Annotated in this window: 16 protein-coding genes; 7 read left to right on the forward strand and 9 right to left on the reverse strand. The window is 39.6% G+C overall.

What is annotated here, in order from left to right; translation table 11 throughout:
* The first annotated feature begins 1 nt into the window (after window position 1).
* From WA338_RS03055 to WA338_RS03065, 3 genes are all read left to right on the forward strand, one after another.
* Window positions 2-2,308, forward strand: coding sequence for a glycoside hydrolase family 65 protein (locus WA338_RS03055; RefSeq protein ID WP_272984506.1), 2,307 nt, complete (start codon window positions 2-4; stop codon window positions 2,306-2,308).
* Between the two features lie 70 nt (window positions 2,309-2,378).
* Entirely contained in the window at window positions 2,379-2,837 is a 459-nt protein-coding gene (locus WA338_RS03060; protein ID WP_009778978.1) for a hypothetical protein, read from the forward strand.
* A gap of 39 nt (window positions 2,838-2,876) precedes the next feature.
* Window positions 2,877-3,497 (forward strand): MarC family protein, encoded by a 621-nt coding sequence (locus WA338_RS03065; protein WP_072985044.1) that lies wholly within the window; start codon window positions 2,877-2,879, stop codon window positions 3,495-3,497.
* A gap of 2 nt (window positions 3,498-3,499) precedes the next feature.
* On the opposite strand, the gene WA338_RS03070 is transcribed toward WA338_RS03065, so the two are convergent.
* The 7 genes from WA338_RS03070 to WA338_RS03100 all read right to left on the reverse strand — a co-directional run bounded on the left by WA338_RS03070 (window position 3,500) and on the right by WA338_RS03100 (window position 20,663).
* A complete protein-coding gene (locus WA338_RS03070; protein ID WP_272984505.1) occupies window positions 3,500-4,408 on the reverse strand; it encodes a GyrI-like domain-containing protein in 909 nt (302 codons plus the stop codon).
* Window positions 4,409-4,413: 5 nt separating this feature from the next.
* Window positions 4,414-5,763 carry a vanadium-dependent haloperoxidase gene (locus tag WA338_RS03075; protein WP_272984504.1) on the reverse strand — a complete coding sequence of 450 codons (1,350 nt, stop codon included), beginning with the start codon at window positions 5,761-5,763 and terminating at the stop codon, window positions 4,414-4,416.
* 78 nt (window positions 5,764-5,841) lie between these two features.
* Complete coding sequence (locus tag WA338_RS03080; RefSeq protein ID WP_272984503.1) at window positions 5,842-9,078, reverse strand: VCBS repeat-containing protein; 3,237 nt, start codon at window positions 9,076-9,078, stop codon at window positions 5,842-5,844.
* The gene (locus WA338_RS03085) at window positions 9,071-12,421 is read right to left on the reverse strand and encodes an FG-GAP-like repeat-containing protein (RefSeq protein ID WP_336091993.1); all 3,351 of its coding nucleotides are present in this window, start codon (window positions 12,419-12,421) and stop codon (window positions 9,071-9,073) included. The genes WA338_RS03080 and WA338_RS03085 overlap by 8 nt, the downstream gene beginning before the upstream one ends.
* A complete protein-coding gene (locus WA338_RS03090) occupies window positions 12,414-15,713 on the reverse strand; it encodes a VCBS repeat-containing protein (RefSeq protein ID WP_272984501.1) in 3,300 nt (1,099 codons plus the stop codon). Before WA338_RS03090 ends, WA338_RS03085 begins: the two co-directional genes overlap by 8 nt.
* A 168-nt stretch (window positions 15,714-15,881) precedes the next feature.
* On the reverse strand, window positions 15,882-17,507 hold the full coding sequence (locus WA338_RS03095; RefSeq protein WP_009778985.1) for a RagB/SusD family nutrient uptake outer membrane protein: 1,626 nt from the start codon (window positions 17,505-17,507) through the stop codon (window positions 15,882-15,884).
* A gap of 12 nt (window positions 17,508-17,519) precedes the next feature.
* Entirely contained in the window at window positions 17,520-20,663 is a 3,144-nt protein-coding gene (locus WA338_RS03100) for a SusC/RagA family TonB-linked outer membrane protein (protein WP_040532550.1), read from the reverse strand.
* Window positions 20,664-21,144: 481 nt separating this feature from the next.
* On the opposite strand from WA338_RS03100, the gene WA338_RS03105 reads away from it, so the two are divergent.
* Window positions 21,145-22,398, forward strand: coding sequence for an NAD(P)/FAD-dependent oxidoreductase (locus WA338_RS03105; RefSeq protein ID WP_336091998.1), 1,254 nt, complete (start codon window positions 21,145-21,147; stop codon window positions 22,396-22,398).
* Here the strand turns inward: WA338_RS03105 and WA338_RS03110 are convergent.
* Window positions 22,395-22,871, reverse strand: coding sequence for a TspO/MBR family protein (locus tag WA338_RS03110; RefSeq protein WP_336092001.1), 477 nt, complete (start codon window positions 22,869-22,871; stop codon window positions 22,395-22,397). The two genes, WA338_RS03105 and WA338_RS03110, sit on opposite strands and share 4 nt — an antisense overlap.
* A 103-nt stretch (window positions 22,872-22,974) precedes the next feature.
* Between WA338_RS03110 and mvaD the strand changes: the two genes are divergently transcribed.
* Genes mvaD through WA338_RS03125 form a run of 3 tightly spaced genes read left to right on the forward strand, consistent with a single transcriptional unit; the run spans window position 22,975 to window position 25,964 of the window.
* Window positions 22,975-24,057: a diphosphomevalonate decarboxylase gene (mvaD, locus tag WA338_RS03115; RefSeq protein ID WP_336092003.1), complete on the forward strand. Its 1,083-nt coding sequence runs from the start codon at window positions 22,975-22,977 to the stop codon at window positions 24,055-24,057.
* Window positions 24,058-24,086: 29 nt separating this feature from the next.
* Window positions 24,087-25,025 (forward strand): mevalonate kinase family protein, encoded by a 939-nt coding sequence (locus WA338_RS03120; protein ID WP_272984497.1) that lies wholly within the window; start codon window positions 24,087-24,089, stop codon window positions 25,023-25,025.
* A 27-nt stretch (window positions 25,026-25,052) separates the two neighbouring features.
* Window positions 25,053-25,964: a geranylgeranylglycerol-phosphate geranylgeranyltransferase gene (locus tag WA338_RS03125; RefSeq protein ID WP_272984496.1), complete on the forward strand. Its 912-nt coding sequence runs from the start codon at window positions 25,053-25,055 to the stop codon at window positions 25,962-25,964.
* A gap of 55 nt (window positions 25,965-26,019) precedes the next feature.
* Here WA338_RS03125 and WA338_RS03130 read toward each other — a convergent pair whose 3' ends face one another.
* Entirely contained in the window at window positions 26,020-26,361 is a 342-nt protein-coding gene (locus WA338_RS03130) for a hypothetical protein (protein WP_272984495.1), read from the reverse strand.
* Window positions 26,362-26,681: the final 320 nt, after the last annotated feature.

Below are 26,681 nucleotides of genomic sequence, written 5' to 3' on the forward strand. Positions count from 1 at the left end.
TATGAATCAAGATTATATCATTCCTGCTCCCTGGGCAGTTATAGAAGAAGGATTTGAAAAGGAACGCGTAAAATCTTCAGAAAGTCTTTTTAGTATCGGAAACGGTGCTATGGGACAGCGCGCTAACTTTGAAGAAGAATACAGCGGAAAAACCTTTCAGGGAAGCTATATAGGAGGTGTTTATTATCCTGATAAAACTCGAGTTGGCTGGTGGAAAAACGGCTATCCAGAGTATTTTGCAAAGGTGCTTAATGCTCCGAGCTGGATCGGGATCAAAGTAACCGTAGATGGTGAGTCTCTCGATTTAAATACCGTAAAGACGGTGTCAAAATTTCGTCGCGAACTCAATATGAAAGAGGGTTGGCTGGGACGTAGTTTTGAAACCGAATTGCAAAACGGAACACAGCTGAAAGTGAAAGCAAAACGCTTCCTGAGTTTAGAACACGACGAGTTGGGCGCGATCCATTACGAAGTGACCCCGCTCAATAAAGATGTGAGTATAAGTTATGAACCGTATTTAGATAGTGGTATTACCAACGAAGATACCAACTGGGATGATAAGTTTTGGAATACGCTTGACGTAGAAGAAGACGGAAACAAAGCCTACATTACAGCGCACACGATGAAAACGATGTTTTACGTGTGTACGGCAATGTCAAACACTTTTACCGTTGATGGGAAAGAGATTTCATTAACGCTTAAAACCAACAAAACAGAAACCTATATTGGCCACGTTTATGAGACCGATATCAGAGAAGGAGAGACTTTTGCTATTCAGAAATATGCAGGTTATATCACTTCCTTCAATCACGATAAAGACGAATTAAAGCAAGCTGCAGAAGCTGTTCTTGATACCGCTTTAGAAACAGGTTTTGAAGATTTATTGAACAAACAAAAAGAAGACTGGGCGGCGATCTGGTCGATGGCAGATATTGTTATCGAAGGAGATGTCAAAGCACAGCAAGGTATTCGTTTCAATATTTTTCAGCTGAATCAAACCTATTTGGGTAAAGATGCTCGATTGAATATTGGGCCCAAAGGATTTACCGGTGAGAAATACGGCGGTTCTACCTATTGGGATACCGAAGCCTATTGTTTGCCGTTTTATATGGCGACCAAAGATCAGCAGGTAGCGCGTAATTTGTTAACCTATCGTTATAACCATCTTGAGAAAGCCATTGAAAATGCTGAAAAGCTAGGTTTCAAAAATGGCGCAGCCTTGTACCCGATGGTTACGATGAACGGCGAAGAGTGCCATAATGAGTGGGAAATCACTTTTGAAGAAATTCACCGTAATGGCGCGATGATCTTCGCGATCAGAGATTATGTCAATTTCACAGGTGATTTTAGCTACGTTCCAGAAAAAGGTTTAGAAGTGATGATCGGGGTAGCGCGTTTCTGGAAACAACGAGCAACCTGGTCAAGCACAAAAGAGCAGTTCGTGATCCTTGGCGTGACCGGGCCTAATGAATATGAGAACAACGTAAACAATAATTTTTACACCAATTATCTGGCAAAATGGTGTTTGAATTATGCAGTTGAAAACGCCAAGAAAGTAAGCAAAGAGTTTGCTTCTGATTATAAACGAATTGTAGAAGCTACTGGGATTTCTAATGAAGAATTGAATTCGTGGACCGAAGTAGCAGAGAAGATGTACTTACCTTTTTCTGAAGAAAATGGCGTGTATTTACAGCAAGATGGCTTCTTAGATAAAGAATTGGTAACCGTAGCCGATCTGGATAAAGCCGAGCGCCCAATCAATCAAAAATGGAGTTGGGACCGCATCTTGCGATCACCTTACATTAAGCAAGCCGATACGCTACAAGGTTTTTATGTTTTTGAAGATGATTTTTCTCAGGACGAACTCAAAAAGCATTTTGATTTTTACGAGCCATTCACAGTTCATGAATCTTCGTTAAGTCCTTGTGTGCATTCGATTCAGGCGGCAAAATTAGACCAGATGGATCAAGCGTATGCGTTTTATTTGCGCACGGCACGTTTAGATCTTGACGATTATAATAAAGAAGTGCACGAAGGACTACACATTACCAGTATGGCGGGAACTTGGTTGAGCATTGTTGCCGGTTTTGGCGGAATGCGCATCAAGAACGACAAGCTTTCTTTTGCGCCAAAAATGCCAAAAGCCTGGGACGGTTTTTCTTTTAAATTGAATTTTAGAAATCAGATCGTGAAAGTAGCTGTTTCAAAAGATAAATATACCTTCAGCCTGGATGGAGGAGATGATCTTGATATTTTGGTAGACGGAAAAGAGATTACCATTTCTGCAGATGAGCCTACCGAAGTTTAGTACTATACTATAGTTTTAATTGAAGCCTTTGTTCTGTAAAGAACAAAGGCTTTTTGTTTTATATGTTAATATGAACTTATACCGACTCAAAAATAGACCGGCACTTCAACAAGAAGGTAAAGCATTTAAAAAGCAAGAGAAGCTCAATACGCTTTTAGCCGAATTGGAAACGCGCAACTTACCTGAATCTTTAAGCAATACTATAAATAAAAAGGTCGAAAAACTCAATGATCTAGAAGGCTCAGAAAAGGAATTGTATAAAGCGTATATAAAATTTCAACATAACATCTTACGGTTGCTCAAGGAGGAAATAGGCATTGTTAAAAAGGGCCATTATAAACAAATGTGGACGGCTTTAGGGATGAGTGTTTTTGGAGTGCCGTTAGGGGTAGGCTTTGGTACGGCATTAGGAAATATGGGATTTTTAGGTATAGGTTTTCCTATCGGAATGGTTATAGGTGCAGCTGTTGGAACTAAAAAAGATAAGGCAGCAGCAGCAGAGGGGAAGGTGCTTGATGTAGAGATTTAGTTGTAATTTCGCTGTATCCTTAAATCTAACCTACACTATATGGATGAAATTTTAACCTACTCAATTTCGGTATTTACGGGCTTTTTTGCCATTATGAACCCGGTTTCTAATATTCCTATTTTTTTATCCTTAACCGAAGGTGCCAGTAAAACTGAAAAGCAAACGGTAAACAAAAAAGCCGTGATGGTAGCTTTTATCATCATCGCTATTTTTGTAGTGCTGGGTAAATTTATATTTGAGCTTTTTGGGATCACGATTCCTGCGTTTAAAATCACCGGAGGGATCTTAATTTTCTTTGTAGGTTTTGAAATGCTTCAGTCTAAAAAGTCAAATGTAAAGCATTTAAAGGAACCTAATTTTGATGAGAATATTGCGGTTTCGCCTCTCGCGATTCCTATTCTTGCCGGGCCAGGAACAATAGTTACCGCGATGAACTTTGTGTCCAACGCTACTTATGTAAATATAGGTTTGGTGATTTTAATCTTCGGTTTAATGTGCGCGCTAACCTATTTGGCTTTCAGTTTAAGCGACTTTATCGCCCGAAAATTGGGGAATAACGTAATCTCTGTAATTGGTAAAATTATGGGATTGATCATCGCCATTATAGGTACTACAATGGTGATTCAAGGGTTAAAGCTATCTTTTGATTTTCTAGCTTAATCTTATTCCAGCGGAGAATCTTGTTTCAGCGGTAAGTAGATGTCAGCTTTCCAGTCGAGCTCGTTTCCGCCCATATTAGGATTGTTGTAGAAAATTTCAACCGGTTTATGTTCAACCTCCAGATTGTTTCTCTCAGCATATTCAAGCAGGGCATACCACGCACGATCTGAAGTTATGTAGTTTCCATTGTAAACCGCGTGAATGGCTTCTTTCTGAAAAAGGCGCTTGTACTTGATGTCTTTTGAAATGGGTAAGTTTTCAGACCTGATGATAGGAAAGCAAAAGTTATAGGCAATACTATCAGTTTCAGTATCCCAGTCTGTAACTTCAATGATCGGCGGGCCATTAAGCTCTACATTATTTTTAAGTAAAACATCGCCTATATAGCCGTAATACTGCATCATACCACGTGCTTTTTCTACCTGTAATCCTTTCAGCGGAACATAAGCTACATACGTTGATCGGGTTTGATCTAAGCCGGTAACTTCGATGTTGATCTGATCTAAATGCTCCCGAAGGATCTCAAAAAAAGTTTCAACATTTTCGGTGCTACGTTTTCTAAAAAGGGTGTTTTTAAACGGTGCGGTAAGCCTGTTGACCACACTATGATCAAGATCTTTTACTCCAACGCTTACTTGAGTAACAGAATCGTTAATCATTTTAGCCTCGTAACTATAATTCACTACGGAATCGCCAAAATGCCGCTGTTGCACCACTTTATTTAGTCCGTCTTGCGCTATGATCTCGCTGTCGGGCACATCATAATTCCAGCTTTTTACTGATTGTGTGACGGTACCCGGTGTGGTCACGACTTTAAAATTGATGATGTAATCGCTGGGTTTTATAAAAAGATACCAGATCAAGGCTACGGCAACTAGGATTAAGAAGCCAACTCCGATTTTTTTAAGCATAATCTTTAGTTAGAAGCTTGAGCAGTATTTGATTTCATTTGTAAATTTTGCGCAACAAACTGTCCTAATTGACGCCCTTGTTTAAGCCCTTCTTCAATTGCTGCACGATAGTGAATACCCCCATAAAGGCGACTTAAAGCGGCTTCTGAAGAAGCATTTCTAAACGAATCAAAACTACGTACAGGCAAGCCATAAGCGGTTTCTGTATCATCGTCAAACTGAAAATTATCTCCATAAATTTGGGTAAGTACTTCTGCTGCTGCTCCCGAAACTACAGAGTGACCGCTGCTGTATTCAGGAAATGGTGGAGTTTGTAAAACAGGTGCCCAGGCATCATCGATATATTGATTGATAAGCGTCTCAGGACGGATGAGGTTACTGCGGTATTTTTCATCCCAACAGCTGATAAAGCCGTCAAAAAGGGCTACAGAAGTCTTGGTGTACACATAAACCGTTTCCATCAAGTCGGCATTGGCTTTTTTGGTCGCGATTTTTACAATCCCGATCCAGTGGCCGCCGGGCGTGATCTTTTTGGTAGCAAACATCAAGTGTCCTTTATGTGTAGATACGTAAGGATTACAGTCCCAAAATTTGGCAATTTCCATTTTTTCAGATTCATCACCTTCTTCGGTCATAGCGTTACGCACGTCATAAACTTCCATCAACTGTTTGTGAAATTCAGAACCTTCTTCCATAGAAAATTCTGGAGGAGGAATCGGTTTAAATTGATCTGCAGAATCAATTACCAGCGTTCTGATTTTCATCCAGTGTGGCTCAATACCGTCCATATATGCAGGAGGCGTAGGTTGCCAGCGAGAAGGATTGTCAGGATTTACCGAGAACTTTGGCATGGTGCGCGTTTGCTTATACATATCCCCATCCATCCAAGCTTTGATGTGATCTGCAACTTTAAGTCCATAAGCTTTTGAAGCTTCCAACTCGGTTGGGTTTTGCTCCTCCCATTGTGTATACAAACTGTCGCGCATTTCAGTGATGCGATCTTCTGAAAAGATTAGACTTTTTGCCATTTCCATCTGTGCAACAAGCGCAGCCACATCATAATTTACAGCGGCGTCCGTATCAGGTTTTGGCGTTTCTCCCAACTCATGAATTTGACCTGCCAGACTTTTATACTCAGGATTATTTTGTACCAAAACTTCGTAAGCCGCCATATTTGAGTAGGCGTAAATTCGGCTAGCCACTGGTGGCGAAAAAATATCATGAATGATCACCTCGGTAACTTTATCTACCGCATTGTTATAATCGTCTGGTGTAACTACAAGTGGTTTTTCTTCTTTGGAGCAAGAAGTAATCAAAACTGCAGAAAGAACCAGTAAGCTCAGTTTTTTAAGCATAATCTTCAAATTATTTTAGGGAAACCTTGATTAAAACGATTTCTACTTTAAATTGTTTTAAGGTGTTCTATCACCCGATTAATCTAGTTTGTATAGCTGGCTGGTGGCGTTGTTGGGAGTCGCGAGCAAATACTTTTGACCATTTAATGATAGTATCGAAAGATCTCGTATAGATTTTCGTGCAAAATCGAGACCTATCTGATCTCCCGGAATCACCGTGTTTTCATCTTTGATTAAGGCGCCGTTAAAGCTGTCTAATCTTCCGTGAAACGGCTGTACACCAAAGTAATTTCCGGCAGCAAGAACTTCTTCTTTACCATCATTATCGAAATCAAATTTACAAAAACTTAACACGGGTGCAACCTGAAAATCACGACCTAAAGCTACAAATTCAAATTTGCCACCGTCATTGCGCAGATAACCGGTTTCTAAGGTTTGTACTTCTAGTTTTGTACTTGTTTCTAACTGTTCTTTGCTAAGAATTTGCTCGATGGTTTGACCGGCAAAATCTCTGTAATTCTGATATTTTTTTCTGAACAACACCACTTGAGAAGCCAGCGCATCAAGTCCCATTAAAGGATAATACTTGCCTTCTTTGGCTGTGGTGACAATAGTTTCTGTTTGGCCATTATTGTCAAAATCATTGTAAAACATCACCATAGGTGCGTCAGCCGAAGTTTTAAACTTGCTGTTCTCACCCCAGTTTCCAACTAAATAATCTTCATCACCATCACCGTCAATATCAAACGGAATCACGCTTTGCCATAGTCCGTTCAAATTTTCGGTTCCTAAATCGACTTTAGTTAATCTACCATTTTTATTTTCTAGAAAAGTGGGTGCCATCCATTCGCCAACGGCCACAAGGTCTAACTTTCCGTCCTTGTTAAAATCGCTCCAAACCACAGCGGTTACCATTCCGAGATCTTTAAATTCTTGCGCCACGCGAAAACTTCCGTTCTCATTTTCTAAAAGATAGGAAACCGGTGTTTTGCCAAAACTTCCTGTTATGGCTTGGGTTCCGGCATAAACATCAAGATCACCATCGCCGTCATAATCATAAGTTGCAAGCACCGAAGTATTATCAAAAAGCTCTGGCATTGCGGCTGAAGAAAAAGCTGCGCCGTTGTTTAGATAAAGTCCGTCAATCAAGGGTTTTGCTCTGTTGAAAAAATCACCACCTGCAGTACCGGTCATCAAATCGTTTTTTCCGTCTTGGTTGAAATCAGCGATAACAGCGGTTACTTCTTCATTGATCGAATCCTTTTTAATGATAGTAAATTCTGTTTTTACAAAAGCTGAATCCTGCTGAATAAAAACTTGCGACGGAATGTATTTCGATCCACCAAAAAACACATCATCCTTCCCGTCCCCATCAAGATCGCCAACTGCCACCGCCGGCCCGCGATCACCTAGTTGATAAGGGATTAATTTCTCACGGTCAAAGTCAGAGTAGGCATCTTCAATGTGTGTGAAATCAAGTATTAAAGAATCGGTGACTTTTGAGAAAAGCTTTTGCTGTTTTGGTTTTAAAAGGTTGTAATCAAAAGCCTGAGCATTTTCTTGATTTACTACGAGACTTTGATTGGCGCTGATGTCTTTAAGCACTTGGCTTGTCTTGTCGGGCCAAATGATTCTCACAGAGTCAACAACTTTGGCATCACCCAATCCAAAATGGATCAAAGGCTCTGAAGAAGCCTGAAAACCACGCACGGTAAACAATTCTTTAAACTGCTTAATGCCGTTGGCATACGCATACACTTTAGCGCCAATGGCATAGGTGTTTGAGCTTTGCGTTTTCAATTTTAGCTTAAGATAATTGGCTTTCTCATCAGTTCTATTGATGTAAAAGGTAGGCGAAGCATTGATGTTATTAGTGACCAAATCCAAGTCGCCGTCATTATCAAGATCGGCGTAGGCCGTCGCTCCGGAAACAATGGTGTCGTTCGCGATCCATTTACCCGACTGATCTTTAAACTGTAAATCGGCGCTTCCTTCATACACATAATTATGCGTTACTCCAGAAGGCATCAGATCGAGCGCTTTAGTGTCGATCAAGCCAGTGTTATTGATCTTACTTTGAATCTGCTCGTTGGATACAAACTTGATGTAATCTAGGTCGTTTGGGCGTTTTGGGATTCCGTTAGAGATAAAAAGATCCTGCTGCATATCTTGGTTAAAATCGGCAAACAAGGCGCTCCAACTCCAGTCTGTAGCGGCGACTCCGCTTAGTAACGCGGTTTCTTGGTAATCCTTTCCGTCACGATTGATAAACAACATATTTCTCGTAAACTGATAGTGGTAGCCATATCGATCTGTACGCAAACGCTGTGTCTGAATATTATCATCACCTTCAGAAGCTTTCAAAACGTTCTCATCCTGCGGAAGCATATCTAACGAAATCAAATCAGGCCAACCGTCGTGATTGAGATCGGCCACGTCGCTTCCCATTGAAAAACGGCTGGTGTGGCCAAAATGATTTTTTAAATCTTCTGTAAAAGTGCCATCACCGTTGTTGATGTAGTAGTAATCATCTTCGTGAAAATCATTACCAATATACAGATCTGGATATCCGTCAAGGTTAAAATCTGCTACCGCAATTCCTAATCCGTAGCCGTTGATTCCACCGTAAATCCCTGCTTCTTCACTCACATCGGTAAACATACCGTTATCATTACGCATCAGACGATCCCCGGTTTGTTGATTGCGTTCGTAGCGTAAGTCAGCTTTTCCAAACGAACTCTGCGTATGTACGGCATGATTGAGAATGTAGATGTCCAGATCTCCATCCAGGTCATAATCTAAAAATGCCGCAGAAGAAGAATAAGTGTCCAGATCAAGGCCGTATGCTGCAGCACGTTCGGTAAAAGTGCCATCGCCGTTATTGATAAAAAGTTCGTTGTAGCCATCTAAACCATTGAGGCCAACCACCGCACACACATAGATGTCAAGAAAGCCATCACCGTTTACGTCACCCATAACGGCACCTGTGTTCCAATCGCTATTTCCTGCGACTCCGGCTTTTTCGGTTATATCTTCAAATTTTAGATTTCCCTTGTTGAGGTATAGCTGATTTTTAACCTGATTTCCTGAAAAATAAATATCAGGCAAGCCGTCGTTATTGATATCGCCAATTGCTAGTCCGCCACCATTATAAAAATAGAGGTAGTCCAGAATATTCATATCTTCTGTAGCCTCGAGCGTATTTTTGAAGGTCACTCCTGTTTTTTCAGGGCTGGGGTTTAAAAATAATTCCGGCTCGTCTTTACAAGAAACGATCGATAAACCTAAAATGAGCAGTGAGAAAAACTTATTCATTGAGCACAAAGGTTTTTGGTTTTTGATCATTAACCGAAGCGATTAAATAGGTAGTTCCATTTTTATCTTTGAAGGTCGCTAGATGCTTGACTTCTCCTTTTACGAAAAAGCCGCTCTTGTCATAATTCTGCCAAGCATAAGATGCGTCACCTTGGTTAAGCAATACATTTCCAAAGCTGGCGTCGAGTTGAGAATATTGCGGTTTGAACTCAAAGTTATTTCCTGCCATAATCAAATCGGCTAAACCATCTTTATTAATATCTGTCGCGACAATATCGCAAACGCACGATAATTGCGTTTGATAGGGAAGTGGCTTTAAACTGAAATTACCCTTGCCATCATTTACCGCGATCATAGTTTGTGCATATTTCACCGATTTTTTAATCGCATTCTGAAGACTTTCTTCAGTGAAAATCTCGTCAATATAACGGTTTGCATAATCTGAAGCTTTGAGGTTTTGCTTTTTAAGCGAACTCATTTGTGCGGTGATCTCTTTCTTTTGATGTAATGGGTAATCCTTCCCATTTTTATGCATCGTAGTGATTTGCTCAATTGTTCCGTTGTTGTCAAAATCGTTGATGTACATAGACATCGGGCGTTGCTCAGAAGGCAGATAGTGTAGATTTTCTCCTTCGTTACCCAATACTAAATCCATATCGCCGTCATTGTCGATGTCAACCGCTGCGATAGTATTCCACCAGCCGGTTTTATCGCTTAAACTTGTTTCTTTTAGCGAAAGTCGTCTTCCCGAATTTTTATACACAAGCGGTGCACCCCATTCTGAAACCGTGATCAAATCAGCTTTACCGTCTTCGTCTATATCCAGCCAAAGTGCGTCAGTCACCATTCCTGCATCTTTGGTGTCGTAAGCCAAACGCTCGGTCGCATCTACAAAAACACCATTGCCGGTATTTTCTAAGAAGAGTTGTTTAGGGTCTACCCCATAAACGCCAACCACGCTGCGAGAGCCTATAAACACATCCATATCGCCGTCGCCGTCAAAATCGTAAGGCGCAACAACGCTCATATTTTGAAATGCTGAAGGCAACTCTTCGGGGGCTTTGTTGAAGTTTCCTTTGCCGTCGTTTAAATACAATCTAGGTTTTAATTGTTCTTTTTTACCTACTTCATTTCCGCCGGAAGCAACCATTAAATCCAGATCACCATCACCATCGGCATCAAAAAGGGCAGCAGCGGTGTCTTCATAAAAAGCATCTTCAGTAAATACCGACTGATTTTTGATATTCAGCTTGCCTTTGCCTTGATGTAAATACAGCGTTCCTGCGCTTCCACTAGGAGCTCCCACATAAACATCTTCATTACCATCGCCATCAACATCTCCTATAGCTAGCGCCGGACCTTCCTGCGAAAGTTTTTTAGCGATCAAACCTTCGTAATCAAAGTCGTTATAATTGTTTTCGGTATTTGCTTTGAGCTTCTCGTTGCTTAATTCGGTAAGCAATTGAGCTTGTGGCTGTCGCTTTTTTGGAATGTAGGTTTCCGTAGCATCAGCTTGAGCTAAAGCTAAAGTTTGATCGGTCGCAACTTGGGTTAAAAGCTGTGTTTTATCATTAGGCCATAAAACGCGAAGTGAATCAATAGTTTGCGTAGCGCCTAAACCAATTGTCATTTTATAATCTACAGAAGATTGAAACCCGCGAACCGGATACAATTCCTGAAAAATCTCCTGATCATCAAAATACAAACGCACCGAAGCACCTACGGCAAATGGGTTTTGCTCCCCGCCTTTAAAGGTTAGGCTCAAATAGTGGTTTTGCGTTTGTTGCGCAGCTTCATTGCGGTAAATGAAGGTTTGCATATTTACGTTGTTCACAACCAGATCGAGATCGCCATCATTATCCAAATCCCCGTATGCTGAACCATTAGACATACTCGGCATATCAAGTCCCCACTTTTTACCGGCATCTTCAAAAGTCAAATCTTTTTTATTGCGATATACCGCATTAGGTAGCGGCTTTTTAGGCATTTTATCAATGATCGAATCTATCGCTTGACGCTTACCGGTCATCGCCATATTTTGAATGATCTCATTGGCAAAAAAGTCAACAAAGTCAAGATCAGTCAAATCGTGGTTGATTCCGTTGGTGACATAGATATCACGATATCCGTCATTATCTAGGTCGACAAGGAGTCCGGCCCAACTCCAGTCGGTAGCATCTACGCCACTGTAATAGGCGGTTTCAGAAAAGGTGCCGTTACCATTATTTACTTGAAGTGTATTCTGAATAAACTGCTGATAAAAATCTTTACTCTGTTTGAGTTTGTACACATTATAATTGTCAAACTCCATTACCGATTTTACACGCTCTTCCGGCTCGGGAAGCATATCGGTAATAAAAATATCTTGCAGTCCATCGTTATTGATATCTGCCATATCAACACCCATCGCAGATAGAGATAGGTGGGAAGTCCATTCTTTTATTTCTTCTTTAAAAGTGCCATCTTTTTGATTGATGTAGAGATAATCACGCTCGTAGAAATCATTGGAAATATAGATATCCGGATACAGGTCATTGTTGATGTCTGTGATCATCACGCCAAGGCCAAAACCAATTAAACTACCATAAATACCGGCTTCTTCACTAACATCGGTAAAAGTTCCGCCGTCGTTACGCATAAGGAGATCGCCCACACCTTTAAAAACATCAGGAACATTCTCCCAGTTTTCTGCACGCGTATCGCGCTGCTCAGCATATCCCAAGCCGCTTACAGGAACGTTGCTGTTATTTAAAATATACACATCAAGGTCACCATCTTTATCATAATCAAAGAAACTCGCTTGCGTAGAAAATCCTGATTTTGCAAGATTAAATTCCTGTGCTTTTTCGGTAAAAGTGAGATCACCGTTGTTGATGTACAGGTCATTGTCGTGGTTGTTACCTTTCATATTTCCGGCATTGCTCACATAAATATCCAGCAAACCATCAGCATTTACATCTGCCATCACCACGCCTGTAGACCATGGCTTGTTTCCGCCTACACCGGCTTTTTCGGTAATGTCTTCAAACTTAAAATCTCCTTTGTTGAGGTAAAGTTTGTTCTGGCCCATATTAGCGGTCAAGTAGATGTCTGCAAGGCCATCATTGTTGATGTCTCCAATAGCAACACCACCACCATTATAGAAATTTCGGTATTTAAAAATATTGAAATCGCTCTGATTTTTGATAGCATTCACAAAGTCGATACCGGTTTCCTCGGTAGACATTGTGGTAAACAAAGTAGGCTCTTGATCAATTACAGCATCATTTTCTTGCTTATCCTGATCACAAGCAGCGAAAGCTAAACAAATACCGATAAAGTATATTTTCTTAAAACTAATCATGTGCAGTCTCTTTTCTAATAAAAAGCGGTTTATCATTATTACGACCTATAATGTAAAGAAGGTCGTCTTTAATTTTCAGTTTTGAGTTGCTGCGGGCAGCGCCTCTAAGGTCAATATTGTGGTTGCCGGTATAGTTGAAACCCGTTCCTGTATTCAGCAAAAACACACCGTGTGAGGCATCGAGTCTGCCCAATTGGGTGCTGATCTCACTGTCATTTCCTAAAAGCAAGATGTCTAGTAAACCATCAGCATTAAAGTCTTCAGTGATCATTGTTTTTACACTCGAAATCTGTGCCATTTGTGGTAAAGCTTTTGCTTTAAAGCTTAAATTTCCTTGGTTTTCAAAATACGTGGTCTCAAGCGTAAATACTTGCTTTTTTTCAGCTTTTTCAAGTTTTTCTTCAGAAAGTAAATCAATGATGCCGGCTTTTGCAAAATCGTGATAGCTCAAGAATTTCTTATTCAAGAACGGAAGCTGCTTAACCAACTCATCTTTTGTCGCCAAAACGGTTTCGGTTCCCTTATAGAAATAGGTAGTGATCGGATCTATTTTACCGTTTTTATCAAAATCGAAACGATACAGATTCAAGGGTTTTTCAACAGAAGCGGTCAGGCGGGTATTCAAGCCCCAATTGCCGACAATCAAATCGATATCGCCATCGCCGTCAAAATCTTCAGCACGAATGCTATTCCAGAGGCCGTTTGTGTTGTTAAGACTTTCTGAGTTTAAAAGGCTTAGATTTTTACCCGAATTCATAAAGATCATAACTGGCATCCAGTGGCCGCAGACGATGGCATCTTTAAAACCGTTGTGGTCAAGATCGACCCAGATAAGATCCTTTACATTTCCTGCGGAAGAAAAGTCGGGAGCGTAGCTTGATGTAACATCAGTAAAATTTCCATTACCGTCATTTTTAAGAAGGAATTGCTGCGGAGTAGCACCAAAGTGTTGAGGGACCAAATCGCTGGTTAAAGCAAGATCTGTGTTGCCGTCGTTATCAAAATCTACAGCAGTGATCGCTGAAGCATTAAGCGTCAAGCCTTCAAATGCATTACTCACTTTTGTAAAACCTTCTTCCGAATTTAGGTAAAGGCGAGGCGTGAGTTGTCTTCCGCCGGCAAATTCATTCCCGCCGCTGGCAATAACAATATCGAGTAACCCGTCATTGTTGACATCAATAAGTGTCGCAGCGGTATCTTCATTAATCGCGTCTTCTTCACTTTTTGGGAGGAATTTTTCTATGAAACTTCCGTTTTCTTGCTGAAGATAAATGCTCGTTTGTTGCGCTTTGGCACCCAGAATCAAAATGTCATCAAGGTCGTCATTATTCAAATCTCCGGTTTCTATTGCCGGGCCGGTGTTTGTACTGGCATAAGGAACTAAAGGATCACGACTGAATTCAATTGAACTTCCATCTTGATGTAGAAAGTCAATTTGAGTAGTGTCTTGAACCCAAACAAGATCAGATTTGTAGGCTTTTTCAAGGATTGATGTTGATGCGTTTTTTTCGTCTAAAACAAGATCAGCCTTAACGTTTTTAACCACTTGAGATGTTCCGGAAGGCCAGAGCACTTCTAACGAATCTAATTGTGCAGCATTACCTAATCCTACAAAAATGGAAGGAGCAACCGCCGACATAAAGCCGCGTGTGGTGTAGTTTTCAAAAACCTGAATATTGTTAAAACTATAAGCGGTGACTTTAGCACCAATGCCGAAGGTGTTGGGCGCAGTTCCTTTAAAATGAATGGAGATTCCGCTCGTGCCTTCGGCGGTTTCCACAGTGGTGTTTTTTAAAATAGATGCCGGCTTATTGACGTTATTTACTACCAAATCAAGATCGCCGTCATTGTCCAGATCTCCATAAGCAGCACCATTGCTAAAGGTTTTTTCATTAGAAGTCCATTGTGTGGTAACATCTTCAAAAGTGCCGTTGCCTAAATTTTTGTAGGCATAATTGGCTACATTTATTTCTGGAAGTTTGTTGATGAATTCCATCTCGGCTTCAGACATATTCTTGCCTAAACGTTTTTGAATACTTTCGTTGGAGATGAAATTCACAAAATCCATATCATTTGTAGCGCCTAAAATTCCGTTAGCGATATAAATATCTTTAAAACCGTCATTATCAAAGTCGGCCATTAAAGGACTCCAGGACCATTCGGTTGCAGCGACACCACTTTGAAACGCCGTTTCTGCAAATCTGCCATTGCCTAAATTGAGCTGTAGGGTGTTTTGCATAAATTGGTAATCGTAGCCGTTTCTGATTTGATTTTGATAAATAGGATACGCATATTCATTACCCGATGCTTTCAGAACCTGAAGATCTTCGGGCAACATATCTAGACTTAAGATATCTGCGTTTCCGTCGTTATTGATATCTGCAATGTCGCTTCCCATTGAAAAATGCGAAGTATGCCCAAGTAAATTTTGCGTCGTATTGACTTCAGAAAAGGTGCCATTTTGATTGTTGAGGTAGACGTAGTCGTTCTCAAAAAAATCGTTTGCAATGTAGATGTCGGGATAGCCATCGTTGTTTAAATCTGCTACGGAAACGCCTAAGCCATAACCAATTTTACTGCTGAAGATGCCGGCTTGTTGGGTTATTTCGGTGAAATTCCCATTGTCATTGCGATAGAGTTTGTCCCCGCGAAGACTGTCTGAAACCTTGCGAATCGCGGCTCTACCATAGTTTGAATTGGGGTGAACAGAATGATTGAGCAAATACATGTCAAGGTCGCCATCTTTGTCATAATCAAAAAAACTAGCTTGTGTAGAAAGGCCGGTGAAATCCAGTCCATATTCCGAAGCAGCTTCCTTAAATGTTGGAATTCCGTTGGTGGTTCCTTGATTGATGTAAAGTTTATTGTGGCCTTTTAAATCTAAATGTCCGCTCACAGTACAAACATAAAGGTCTAAAAGTCCGTCTGCATTAATATCAACGGTAGTTACACCTGTATTCCAAGAAGTAGATGAAGTGTCTATGCCGGCATTGCCGGTAATGTCTTTAAATTGAAAATTACCTTGATTTAGATATAATTTATCTGATACCTGATTTCCTGTAAAATAAATATCTAGTAAACCATCGTTATTAAAGTCGGCAACCGCAGTTCCGGCTCCGTTATAAAAATATAGGTAGTTGAGAATATTGAGTTGAGGTGTGCTTTTGAGTGTGTTGGTGAATGTAATCCCAGAATCTGATACCGACTCAAATTTTGGAGTCTTGGTCTCTGTGCTGCACGATATACTTAAAGCAAGCAATACACTTAAAAGAAAAGGGTACAATCTTGTCATAGGTTTTACGCGCAGTTTAGGGAAAATATGGAGTTTGATTTAAAACTAGGAGACTTCAGTTTAAAACAAAAACTATTTGAGAGATAAAAGTTGGATAAATCGTTTAATTTAAAAGGAGGGTCAAAATTGACCCTCCTTTCTTATTATTTGTGTGCTAAATCTTAAGATCTAGTAACCCGGATTTTGAGTCAAGTTCGGGTTAAGAATAATTTGACTTGCAGGAATAGGGAATAAGTTTCTGTTTTCATTTCCTATTTGAGAATCTGCTTTCAATTCCCATCCTCTGGTGTATTGACCAAAACGAATCATATCATTACGTCTCCAGAACTCAGCATAAAGCTCGCGACCTCTTTCATCTAAAATATCTTGTTCTGTTACCGAAGTAAAAGGAGTAGCCTCACGAAGACCACGTAGCACATTCATCATCGCAGTAGGATCTTGACCTGCTCTAAACATGGCTTCAGCTTTCATCAAATACGCATCAGAATAACGGAAGAAAATCTCGTGCTCCACAAAACCTCCATAACGTGCGTTGTACTTTTGAACACGAATTCCTGTAGACTCACTGTTATTGATGAGACTAGGGTTTCCATTACCATCTGTGAAATCTCTTTTAAAGGTAAGCGGGTTTCCACCACGGTCGTTAAGTGCAGAACCGTCATAATCATACTGTTGACCTACTAAGAATCCAAAACCAACATTTGATCCATCTGCATATCCATCATCATTAGAATCTGTAGCACCATCAAAAGAACCAGCAGGTAAACCTTCGGTAGGAACATAACCACGACGCTCTTCTTGACCAGAACCAGGAGTGTTTACGTTAGCATCACCTTCAAACATATCATAATATTCTGCAAGTGTTGCAAAACCATTCCAACCACCACCTGCAATTTCAGGTGCTTGATTATAGTGAAGACCATTCCAGATGCGGTTACCTACAGAAGTAGGAATAAACCAGATCGTTTCATCATCTAATTCATTTCTGAAAATATCAAAGTAGTCATCTTCAATAGCATAACCTTCTGCAGTAATAGCATCTACAAGATCGATTACCTGTTGCATATCTGCGGTAGTCGGCTCGCCGCCTACATAAATGTGTTTGTTAAGAAGCACTTTTGCCAATAAATAACGTGCAGCGGCTTTAGAAGCTCTTGCGTGATCTGAAGTTGCTGTACCTACTCCTGATCCAGGTCCTAAAGCAGGTAAACCAGCGATAGCTGTATTTAGATCAGCAATGATATAATCTACAGCCTCTTGACCCGTGATCACTTCTGGATTGTCTAGAAGCGATGCTTCGGGATCACGAATGGGCACTTGACCAAAGTTATCCAGTACAAAAAATACCCCTAAAGCTCTTAAGAAAGAAGCTTGAGCGCGTTGCTGCTCGTTAGGATTAGATAAGTCTGATAAGGCTTGTGAAGCCGCAAACTGAGTTTGGTTCCACTGGTTGAACGTGTTTGTGATATACTGGTGATCTGTTCTCCAGTCGTGCTGGTGAAGCTGTCTCCAGATACCATTATCACCCCAGTCTGAACCTCTGGTAGGAACCAACGCAGCATCTGTTGTTACTTCACTTAATGCGAAGAAGTCAGCCTGGTTACCAATGATACCGTTTAAACTGTTATAAATTCCGTCAATGAATAGATCTACATCACCCACACCTTGAAAGTCTGGCGATTGTCTAGAGTCTGTTTCTTCAATTTCTAGGTCTGTACAAGAAATAGCTAACCCAATGGAAAGGATTCCTACTAAAAACCTAGAAGTTTTAAAATGTTGTTTTAAATATTTCATAGTTATTTTTTATTAAAATCTTGCGTTAACACCTAATGTGAATGTACGTGGTCTTGGGAATGCTGCATATTCAATACCTGCGGTAGGAATATTCGAAGCATTAAGACTTCCTGTATTTGTAGAAACTTCAGGATCCAAACCAGAATATCCAGTGATTAGGAATACGTTTTGACCAGTTACAGAGAAACGTAAAGAATCAAATAAACCTTCACCACTCATAGGTACGTTGTAACCTACGCTTAAAGTTTGCAAGCGTACAAAGTCTCCTTTTTCTAAGAATCTTGTTGATACGGCTACAGAAGAACCAGGAGCTTCTCCGCTCGTTAATACATCTGTAGTAACGTTTTTAGCAATCGTAATACCACCCGCGTTAAAGAACGCATTATCCGTCGCATTGTAAACAGAGAATCCAAACTGACCGTTGAAATAGGCCGCGAAATCAAAGTTTTTGTAAGTAGCATTTAATGAAAGACCTGCGGTCCAGTCTGGTTGTGCATCTTCACCAACAAACTTCTTATCTGCATCTGGATCACCTTCTCCGTTACCATCAACGTCTACATAGGTTGGGTTTCCGTTTTCATCAAAACCGGTAAACTCTGCCATATAGAATGAGAATAAAGGTTGTCCTGCTTGAAGACGCTGAGCAAATGCTCCTGTTAAACCATTACCGTTAATAGGTCCTGTATCAATAATACGGTCTGTATCTAACACTTCATTATGGTTGTAAGCAATGTTGAATGAAGATGAGAACGTGAAATCTTCAGTTTGTACGAAGTCGTAGTTCAATGCAAGTTCAACCCCTTGGTTTACTACTTTTCCATCTGTTAAGTTCTGGAATATCGTTTCGATTCCCGGTACCTGTGGAGCAGCAAGCGTGCTTAAAAGCAGAAGGTCTGTAGTTTCTTTACGATATAAGTTAAATGAGCCATTAAAGCGATCATTGTTAAATCCAAAATCAACTCCTACGTTTACATCTAAAGTAGATTCCCACTGAAGCGCTTCGTTATTGTTACCTACAAACTGAGTACCAGAGTTAGTAACTGTCAGGTTATCTGTGATTCCAATATCAGAGAAACGTGTTCTTCTGATGAAATTAGCATAACCTAATCCTTCCTGGTTACCTACAATACCTGCACCTAATCTTAATTTAAGAGTTGATACATTATCTCCGATGAAGTCTTCTTCGTGAATTTGCCAAGCAAAAGCACCAGAAGGGAAATAACCATACTGATTTTCTGGTCCAAAAGTAGAAGAACCATCCGCTCTAAATGTACCAGTGAACAAATACTTATCAGCAAGCGTATAGTTTACACGTGCAAAATAAGATTGTAATTCGTCTGTATTGTCAAACGTATTAGCAAAGTATGCTGTAAATAATTGTGTGTAATTTGTTCCAATTGGTTCAGAAACGAATGCTGAATCGAAAGGAGCGCCAAAGTCTATACGGTTTACATAATCTCTATTTTGATCGTAGGCAAAGTTTTGGAAAGATCCTGAGATTGTGTTTGCAATCAAACCGTACTGGTCTTCCAGTTGCTGAGCAGCTAAGCCCATATCAGACCCAAAACCAATACCACCTGCATTGATTCCCTCACGAGCAAACTCTTGATACGAGTAACCTGCAACTACGTCGATTTTAGAATTCTCAAACTGCTTGTTATAGCTTACAGTTGCTTCAAAAAGTTTGTTTGTTTGATCAAAAGTCCCATAAGTTCCTTGACCATTTCCAGATACACGGTTGATACCTGCTACGTCTGGAGAGAACAAGGCGATAGTTTTAGCATCACTCTTGTCATAACCTCCGGTTACTTTTGCACTGATGGCATCGGTGATTTTATATTCAGCAGAAAGGTTTGCTAAAAAACGATTGGTATTAGACTCACTTTGATAATAACGTAATAAGTTAACCGGGTTTAATAAGTTACTTCCCGGAGAAAAAGTCTCGTCGATAGGCCAAGTTGGGTTGGCAGTAATCGATGAACCGATTAAATCCCCTGTAGATCCTGCTTGACCACTTATAGGCGCATTGTCGTCATTTACACGTGATAAAGTCGTTTGTAAACTCAAAGTAAGTTTGTCATCAAACAAGCGCTGTGTCGCGTTTAAACGACCTGTGATACGCTCTTGTCCGGTGTTTCTAATAACACCTCGTTGATCTGAATAACCAAAAGAAGCACGAACGTTACCTGAGGTATAGCTGTGTGCGTAGCTCAAGTTATTTTGTGTAGAAATTGCATTTCTAGTGTAAAAATCTTGAAAATCAGAAGCAAATCCAAAGTCTAATAATGTTGGATCACCACCATAATCTGGTAAAGCATCAAGATATTGATCTGCAGTTAAAAGATCATACTCTCTAGCCGGAGATGAAAAGCTCACATTACTGCTTACTTCCCAAGCACCGCCTGAGCTACCGCGACCACTCTTGGTTTGCACGATGATTACACCGTTTGCACCACGAGAACCGTAGATTGCTGTAGCTGATGCATCTTTAAGAATAGAGATACTTTCAATGTCAGTTGGGTTTAAGAAACTCAAAGGGTTTCTAGAAGAACCACCACCTACACCTAAGTCACCTGCTGCAGGAGCTCCTGATGTTGTTAATGGTACCCCGTCAACTACAATAAGTGGGTTATTACCAGAACGTATAGAGTTTGAACCCCTGATACGTACATTAATACCGGCGCCCGGCTCTCCCGAAGATTGAGAGATTTGAACCCCAGCAGTTTTACCTTGAATTAATTGCTCTGGTGAAGCGATCACCCCTTGGTTAAAGTCTTCTGAAGTTACTGAAGCAACAGTACCTGTCGCATCCTTAACTGTAGTAGAACCATAACCAATAAGAACAACCTCGTCTAGAGCAGCAGCATCTTCTTGAAGTGTAACGTTAACGGTAGATCTACCATTAACGGCAACTTCTTGAGGAGCAAACCCGACATAACTAAAAACCAGGACGCTTCCTGCAGCTACATCGTTTAAGGTATAATTTCCGTCAAAATCTGTTGTTGTCCCATTGGTAGTTCCTTTTACGAGAACGTTTGCGCCCGGAAGCGGACCATTAGGTTCAGATACTGTTCCGGATACTGTTTGCGCTTGTGCCATACCTGCCAGTAAAAGCGAAGCGAAAAACAACATACTTCTAAGTATTACATGCTTCATAAGTTTGAATTTTAATTGAATTATTTTGGTTTTCCAATAATGTTTCTTGGTGACCAAATTTATATAAATAATTGATTAAACAAGGGTAACTACAACGTTTAAGTAGCGAAATCGATGTAGTTTTGAAAACTGTATTTTATACGCTTATTCGTAAAAATTTATCAAATAATTAATAATATTTGAAAATATAGTGAAAATATTATGGAATATTCACACCTATTGAACTTATGCTAGAAACAGCGCAGTGATTCTCTCAACGAAATTTCAGTAAAATTTTTTTCTCAAAAAGGGTAAAATTGTACCAATTTGAGGCAATATTGACCATAGATTATGCAAGTATTTTTCTCAAAAACGTCAATTTTCCTCTTTTGTTAATTAAAGGTTAAATTAACATTTAATCCGAACCAGCTAAATCGATTAAATTATAAAGATGAAAAGCCGATGTTTTAGCTTTAAGTGTGAATGAAAGTATCTTTGCGTTATGATTTATGATACGATAATTATTGGTGGAGGTGCAGCAGGTTTTTTTACAGCAATTAATCTGGCAAAACAACGAAGCGATCTTTCTATAATGATCCTAGAGCGTGGTGGGCAGGTTCTCGAGAAAGTAAGGATCTCTGGTGGTGGTCGTTGTAACGTGACACACGCAGAGTTTGACCCAAGGTCGCTCACTTCTTATTATCCCCGGGGGAATCGTGAATTGTTGGGGCCGTTTCACACATTTATGACCGGTGATACCATGGCTTGGTTTGAAGAGCGTGGGGTATCGCTTAAAATAGAAGAGGACGGGCGTATTTTTCCGCAGTCAGATAGCTCACAAAGCATTATAGATTGTTTTCTTAAGGAGGCTGAAAATTTAAATGTAGAGGTGGTGACAAAGACTCCCGTTACAGCAATTTCTCAAACTAATGATAGATTTTCGATTAGTTCCAAATCACAGACCTACGAAGCTAAAACCCTAGTGATTGCTACCGGAAGTAATCCAAAAATGCTGAAAATTCTTGAAGAAACAGGACTTAATATTGTACCTGCAGTTCCATCTTTATTCACTTTTAATATTAAAGACGAGCGTATCAAAGATATGGCTGGTTTAGCAACTGAAGCACGCGTTAGATTGCTTGATAATGAAGGAAATGCATTAAAGGTAAATCATTCTATTATTGACCAAGAGGGAACTCAAGGTCCTGTTTTGATAACGCATTGGGGTATGAGCGGACCCGGTATTTTGAAACTTTCGGCTTGGGGTGCGCATCAATTAAATGCCTGCAACTATATGTTTACTATTGAAGTAGATTGGTTGCCCGAAATGGAAAGAAGTACATTTTCAGAACAACTAAAAGAAGACAAGATCAAATATGCAAAACAGAATGTCGCCAAGTGGTCACCTTATGGATTGCCTAAAAGGTTTTGGCAAAGTTTAGTTAAGGCTTCAGGAATACCTCAGGATCTAATTTGGGCAGATTTGAATAAGAAAATGCTTCTTCAGTTAGCACAACAACTGCGTAGTGGTATTTTTCGCGTAAGCGGAAAAAGTACTTTTAAAGAGGAGTTTGTTACTGCTGGTGGCGTTAATCTTAAAGAAATTGATTTTAAAACGTACCAAAGTAAAAAAATAGCCGGACTTTATCTCGCCGGGGAAGTACTCGATGTAGATGCGATCACAGGAGGTTTTAATTTTCAAAATGCCTGGACAGGAGGCTATATTGTAGCTCAAGACTTAGCAAAACGTCTTTAATTTAAGCGCCAGATCTCAAAATTGAGTGCAGTAGCATAGGCTACCCAAATAAGATAAGGCAGAAGTAAGTAGGCTGCTTCAGGTTTCACGACTTTAAACCATTTAAAAGTGAAAAGAAGTAGAATAAACAAGCTTATTATTATAAGAAGTGCAGGCACTACGAGATGCATTCCAAAGAAAAGGATAGACCAAGAGGCATTTAAAATGAGCTGAAAGCCAAAGTGATAAAGTGCGGTTTTTACCCATTTATGATAATAGCCTTTATTCCAAACCATTCCTGCGGCGGTTCCCATTAAGATATACAACACGGTCCAGACTGGTGCAAATAACCAATTGGGTGGCGTAAATACGGGTTTACTCAAAGTTGGATACCAAGTGGATACGCTGCTCTGTGTAGCAATGGCACTTAAAAAACCTACGATCAAACAGATCGTGATCATAATAAGAATTCTAATTGCTCTTTGTGTAATCATCGTGCTAACTATTGTGACTAATTTAGACAATATTTATGATTTTCAAATTCTAAAAAGTTATGTTGAGGCTTTCAAAACTTTTTAGAGAGGTTATATTTGCAGTATGACAACTACCAAATTTCATCCTGAATCGTATACTCAGGCATTAAATACACAATCAGTAAGTTATGAATCGCCCAGTAACATAGCTTTAATTAAATATTGGGGAAAGCACGGTGTGCAAATTCCTAAAAATCCTTCTATAAGTTTTACGTTGAACAATTGTAAAACGACTACAAAACTAAGTTTTGAGAAACGTACCAATTTTGATGAGGCATACGATCTTAAGGTTATTTTAGACGGAAAACATAAACCGGGTTTTGAGCCTAAAATTCATCAGTTCTTTGGGCGAATTGATGAATATCTTCCATTTATAAAGGAGTATCGTTTTACAATAGATACAACCAATAGTTTTCCGCATAGTTCGGGGATTGCATCTTCAGCGAGCGGTCTGAGCGCCTTGGCTTTATGTCTTATGGAAATGGAACGCGAGATGCAGCCTGAGATGTCTTTGAAGCATTTTAATCAAAAAGCATCCTTTATTGCACGCTTAGGTTCAGGTAGTGGTTGTAGATCACTAGAAGGTCCGTTGGTAGTTTGGGGTGAACACGCAGATATTGAAGGAAGCAGTGATGTTTATGGCGTTCAATATCCTTATGAAGTACATTCGGTATTTGATCATTATCAAGACACTATTTTATTGGTTGATAAGGGGGAGAAGCCTGTAAGCAGCACAGTAGGACATAATTTGATGCATAATCACGCGTATTCAGCCAGTAGATTTGATCAGGCGGTTGAAAATCTTGCGCATCTGGTACCTATTCTAAAGGAAGGCAATCTGGACGAATTTGTGAGTTTGGTAGAAAGTGAAGCCCTTACGCTACACGCGATGATGCTTACGAGTAAACCGTACTTCATTCTGATGAAGCCCAACACCTTAAAGATCATCGATAAGATCTGGGAATATCGCCGCGACACTTCTATTCCTGTTTGTTTTACTCTTGATGCCGGTGCAAATGTTCACGTTTTGTATCCTAAAAAAGATAAGGAAGCGGTTCAGGAATTTATTAAGAATGATTTAAGTATATATTGTCAAGATAATAGGTATATTTTTGACAACGTGGGAAATGGAGCAATTAAATTGTAAATTTGCTCTGGCCTAAAATGGATAGCTTTATGAAAGGACCTTTATTTTATTCAAAAATTTTACTTTTTGGTGAGTACGGAATCATCAAAGATTCAAAAGGCTTATCAATACCTTACAACTTTTATAAAGGTGCTTTAAAGGTTGACGCAAATCCTGATGAAGTTGCTGTTAAATCCAATCAAAGTTTAGGTCGCTTTGCTACATATCTTAAGCAATTGCAAGAGACCCAGCCAGAATTGGTGCAATTTGATATCGAAGCATTACAGGCAGATGTTGCAAAAGGCATGTATTTTGATAGCACGATTCCTCAGGGATATGGTGTGGGAAGTAGTGGAGCGCTGGTAGCTTCGATCTATGATAAATATGCTTTTGACAAAATCACGATTCTTGAAAATCTCACTCGAGAGAAACTGCTTAAGCTAAAAAAAATCTTTGGGGAGATGGAATCATTCTTCCACGGAAAATCTTCCGGTTTAGACCCGCTTAACAGTTATTTGAGTCTTCCTATACTTATTAATAGTAAAGACGATATTGAACCGGCGGGAATTCCTTCTCAAACTCCAGATGGTAAAGGTGCAGTATTCTTGCTTGATAGCGGTATTGTGGGAGAAACCGCTCCTATGATCAATATTTTTATGGAAAACATGAAGAAAGATGGTTTCCGTAATATGTTGAAAACGCAATTTGTAAAACATACCGATGCGTGTATTGACGATTTCTTAAAGGGAGATGTAAAATCGCTTTTTGGCAATGTGAAACAGCTTTCTAAAACGGTACTGCGCAATTTTAAACCTATGATTCCTGCGAGTTTTCACGAACTTTGGCAGCAGGGACTCGAGTCAAATGATTACTATTTAAAACTTTGCGGTTCTGGTGGTGGCGGTTATATTTTAGGATTTACCGAAGACATTGACAAAGCCCGTAAAGCGCTTGCCGGGCACAAAGTAGAGGTGGTCTACAACTTCTAGGATTTTTCTTTTTAAAAATACACGTTTATGTCACGCATAAGCCGAAGAAACAAACTGTTACTTCTTAAATTTCTGAGTTTGTTTTCGGTGGTGCGCGGGTACAATATTCTCATTATTGTTATTGCTCAATATCTGGCTTCTATTTTTATTCTTTCACCAGATTTACCTGTAAAAGCTGTGCTTTTTGATCTCAATCTTTTTCTGATCGTCGCCGCTACTTCGCTGGTTATCGCAGGTGGTTACATCATTAATAGCTTTTATGATAGTGAGAAAGACTTGATAAACCGTCCTAATAAAACAAAGTTGGATCATTTGGTGAGCCAGAAAAAGATACTTTCGCTGTATTTTGTGCTAAACTTTGTAGCGATAATCGTCGCGAGCTATGTTTCGTTCTTTGCTGTGCTGTTTTTTTCTGCCTATATCTTCGGGATTTGGATCTACTCTCATAAACTCAAGAAAGTCTTATTCTTAGGAAACCTTGTCTCGGCATCGCTTGCGCTTACCCCTTTCTTTGCAGTATTTATTTACTACCGAAATTTTGAAAAGGTCATTTTTGTACACGCTGTGTTTTTGGGTTTGATTATTTTGATGCGCGAACTCATCAAAGACCTAGAGAACTTAAAAGGGGATTTAGCTTTAAATTATAACACATTTCCCACGGTTTATGGAGAGCGCTCAACCAAAGCTTTGATCTCGCTGCTTATAGGTGTTATAGTAATTCCGGCTTTTTTACTTATCAATAAATTTGATGTAGGTTTAATGCGGTATTACTTTTATGTGAGCACCTTACTTTTACTCGTCTTTTTGTATTTGTTGTGGTGGTCAGATGCAAAACTGCATTATCTATTGCTGCACAATATTTTGAAATTTATTCTCGTGCTTGGTGTGTTTAGTATTTTGCTCATCGATCCTGATGTGGTGCTTAATCGTATTGTATAAAAAAAGGCCATCTTTAATGATGACCTTCTGGGCTAATTCAAATAAACAGTACGATTTAAAGCTCTTTTACGATCTTGTAACTTAGATTGAAAAATCGGTTTTCTGCGATAGCAACTTTTGCTTGTTTATAATTTAATCTGCTTTTGATGTAATTTTCGATCGCTTGATCTTGAGTTTCTACATCAAGTACAACAATGCTGCCTTGAGCAGTTACCATAAAATGAATTTCACTATTCAGGCTGTTTTCTTTTAATTCAAAATTAGGAGTTCCTAAAAGTTCAACTACTTGTTGGCGTAATTGAGCACTTGCAGTTTCAGGTTTTGGGTCTGTGTTGGCGATCAAACTTGAAGTGGTTAGCATTACCAAAAGCGCCGCTAGAATTTGTAATTTTTTCATTTTTCTTTTTTTGTGATTGATGATTCAAAAGTAGTTGGAGTTTCTGTTTTAAAGGGTATTTACGGCGTTACCAAAGCAGGGTGAAATCCTTCAGTTTGTGTAAAATTTAGATTTGGTTACAATTTCTAAACCTTTCCATTTTATGTAATTGAAACCGAGAATAACTGTGAGTTTAAGGTCTTTTAACTGTGTTTTGGTACAAACTTCTGAGTGAAGCGTGCTATTAATTATTCAGCTGAATAATGTGAAATCAAGATTTGTGAACTTAAGGTTATGTCAACTTAAGTTTAAGCCGGTAGGTGTGCGGATTTATTTTGATT

Origin of the sequence: Leeuwenhoekiella sp. CH_XMU1409-2 (genome assembly GCF_037029365.1) — a bacterium.
Lineage (GTDB): Bacteria > Bacteroidota > Bacteroidia > Flavobacteriales > Flavobacteriaceae > Leeuwenhoekiella > Leeuwenhoekiella blandensis.

Excerpts from the sequence above, each read along its gene's own strand:
- WA338_RS03070 (WP_272984505.1), bottom strand. The coding sequence starts at position 4,408 with ATGCTTAAAAAAATCGGAGTTGGCTTCTTAATCCTAGTTGCCGTAGCC.
- WA338_RS03120 (WP_272984497.1), top strand. The coding sequence starts at position 24,087 with ATGAAAGGACCTTTATTTTATTCAAAAATTTTACTTTTTGGTGAGTAC.
- WA338_RS03085 (WP_336091993.1), bottom strand. The coding sequence starts at position 12,421 with ATGATTAGTTTTAAGAAAATATACTTTATCGGTATTTGTTTAGCTTTC.
- WA338_RS03060 (WP_009778978.1), top strand. The coding sequence starts at position 2,379 with ATGAACTTATACCGACTCAAAAATAGACCGGCACTTCAACAAGAAGGT.
- WA338_RS03105 (WP_336091998.1), top strand. The coding sequence starts at position 21,145 with ATGATTTATGATACGATAATTATTGGTGGAGGTGCAGCAGGTTTTTTT.
- WA338_RS03080 (WP_272984503.1), bottom strand. The coding sequence starts at position 9,078 with ATGAATAAGTTTTTCTCACTGCTCATTTTAGGTTTATCGATCGTTTCT.
- WA338_RS03095 (WP_009778985.1), bottom strand. The coding sequence starts at position 17,507 with ATGAAATATTTAAAACAACATTTTAAAACTTCTAGGTTTTTAGTAGGA.
- mvaD (WP_336092003.1), top strand. The coding sequence starts at position 22,975 with ATGACAACTACCAAATTTCATCCTGAATCGTATACTCAGGCATTAAAT.
- WA338_RS03130 (WP_272984495.1), bottom strand. The coding sequence starts at position 26,361 with ATGAAAAAATTACAAATTCTAGCGGCGCTTTTGGTAATGCTAACCACT.
- WA338_RS03090 (WP_272984501.1), bottom strand. The coding sequence starts at position 15,713 with ATGACAAGATTGTACCCTTTTCTTTTAAGTGTATTGCTTGCTTTAAGT.
- WA338_RS03100 (WP_040532550.1), bottom strand. The coding sequence starts at position 20,663 with ATGAAGCATGTAATACTTAGAAGTATGTTGTTTTTCGCTTCGCTTTTA.
- WA338_RS03065 (WP_072985044.1), top strand. The coding sequence starts at position 2,877 with ATGGATGAAATTTTAACCTACTCAATTTCGGTATTTACGGGCTTTTTT.
- WA338_RS03125 (WP_272984496.1), top strand. The coding sequence starts at position 25,053 with ATGTCACGCATAAGCCGAAGAAACAAACTGTTACTTCTTAAATTTCTG.
- WA338_RS03055 (WP_272984506.1), top strand. The coding sequence starts at position 2 with ATGAATCAAGATTATATCATTCCTGCTCCCTGGGCAGTTATAGAAGAA.
- WA338_RS03075 (WP_272984504.1), bottom strand. The coding sequence starts at position 5,763 with ATGCTTAAAAAACTGAGCTTACTGGTTCTTTCTGCAGTTTTGATTACT.
- WA338_RS03110 (WP_336092001.1), bottom strand. The coding sequence starts at position 22,871 with ATGATTACACAAAGAGCAATTAGAATTCTTATTATGATCACGATCTGT.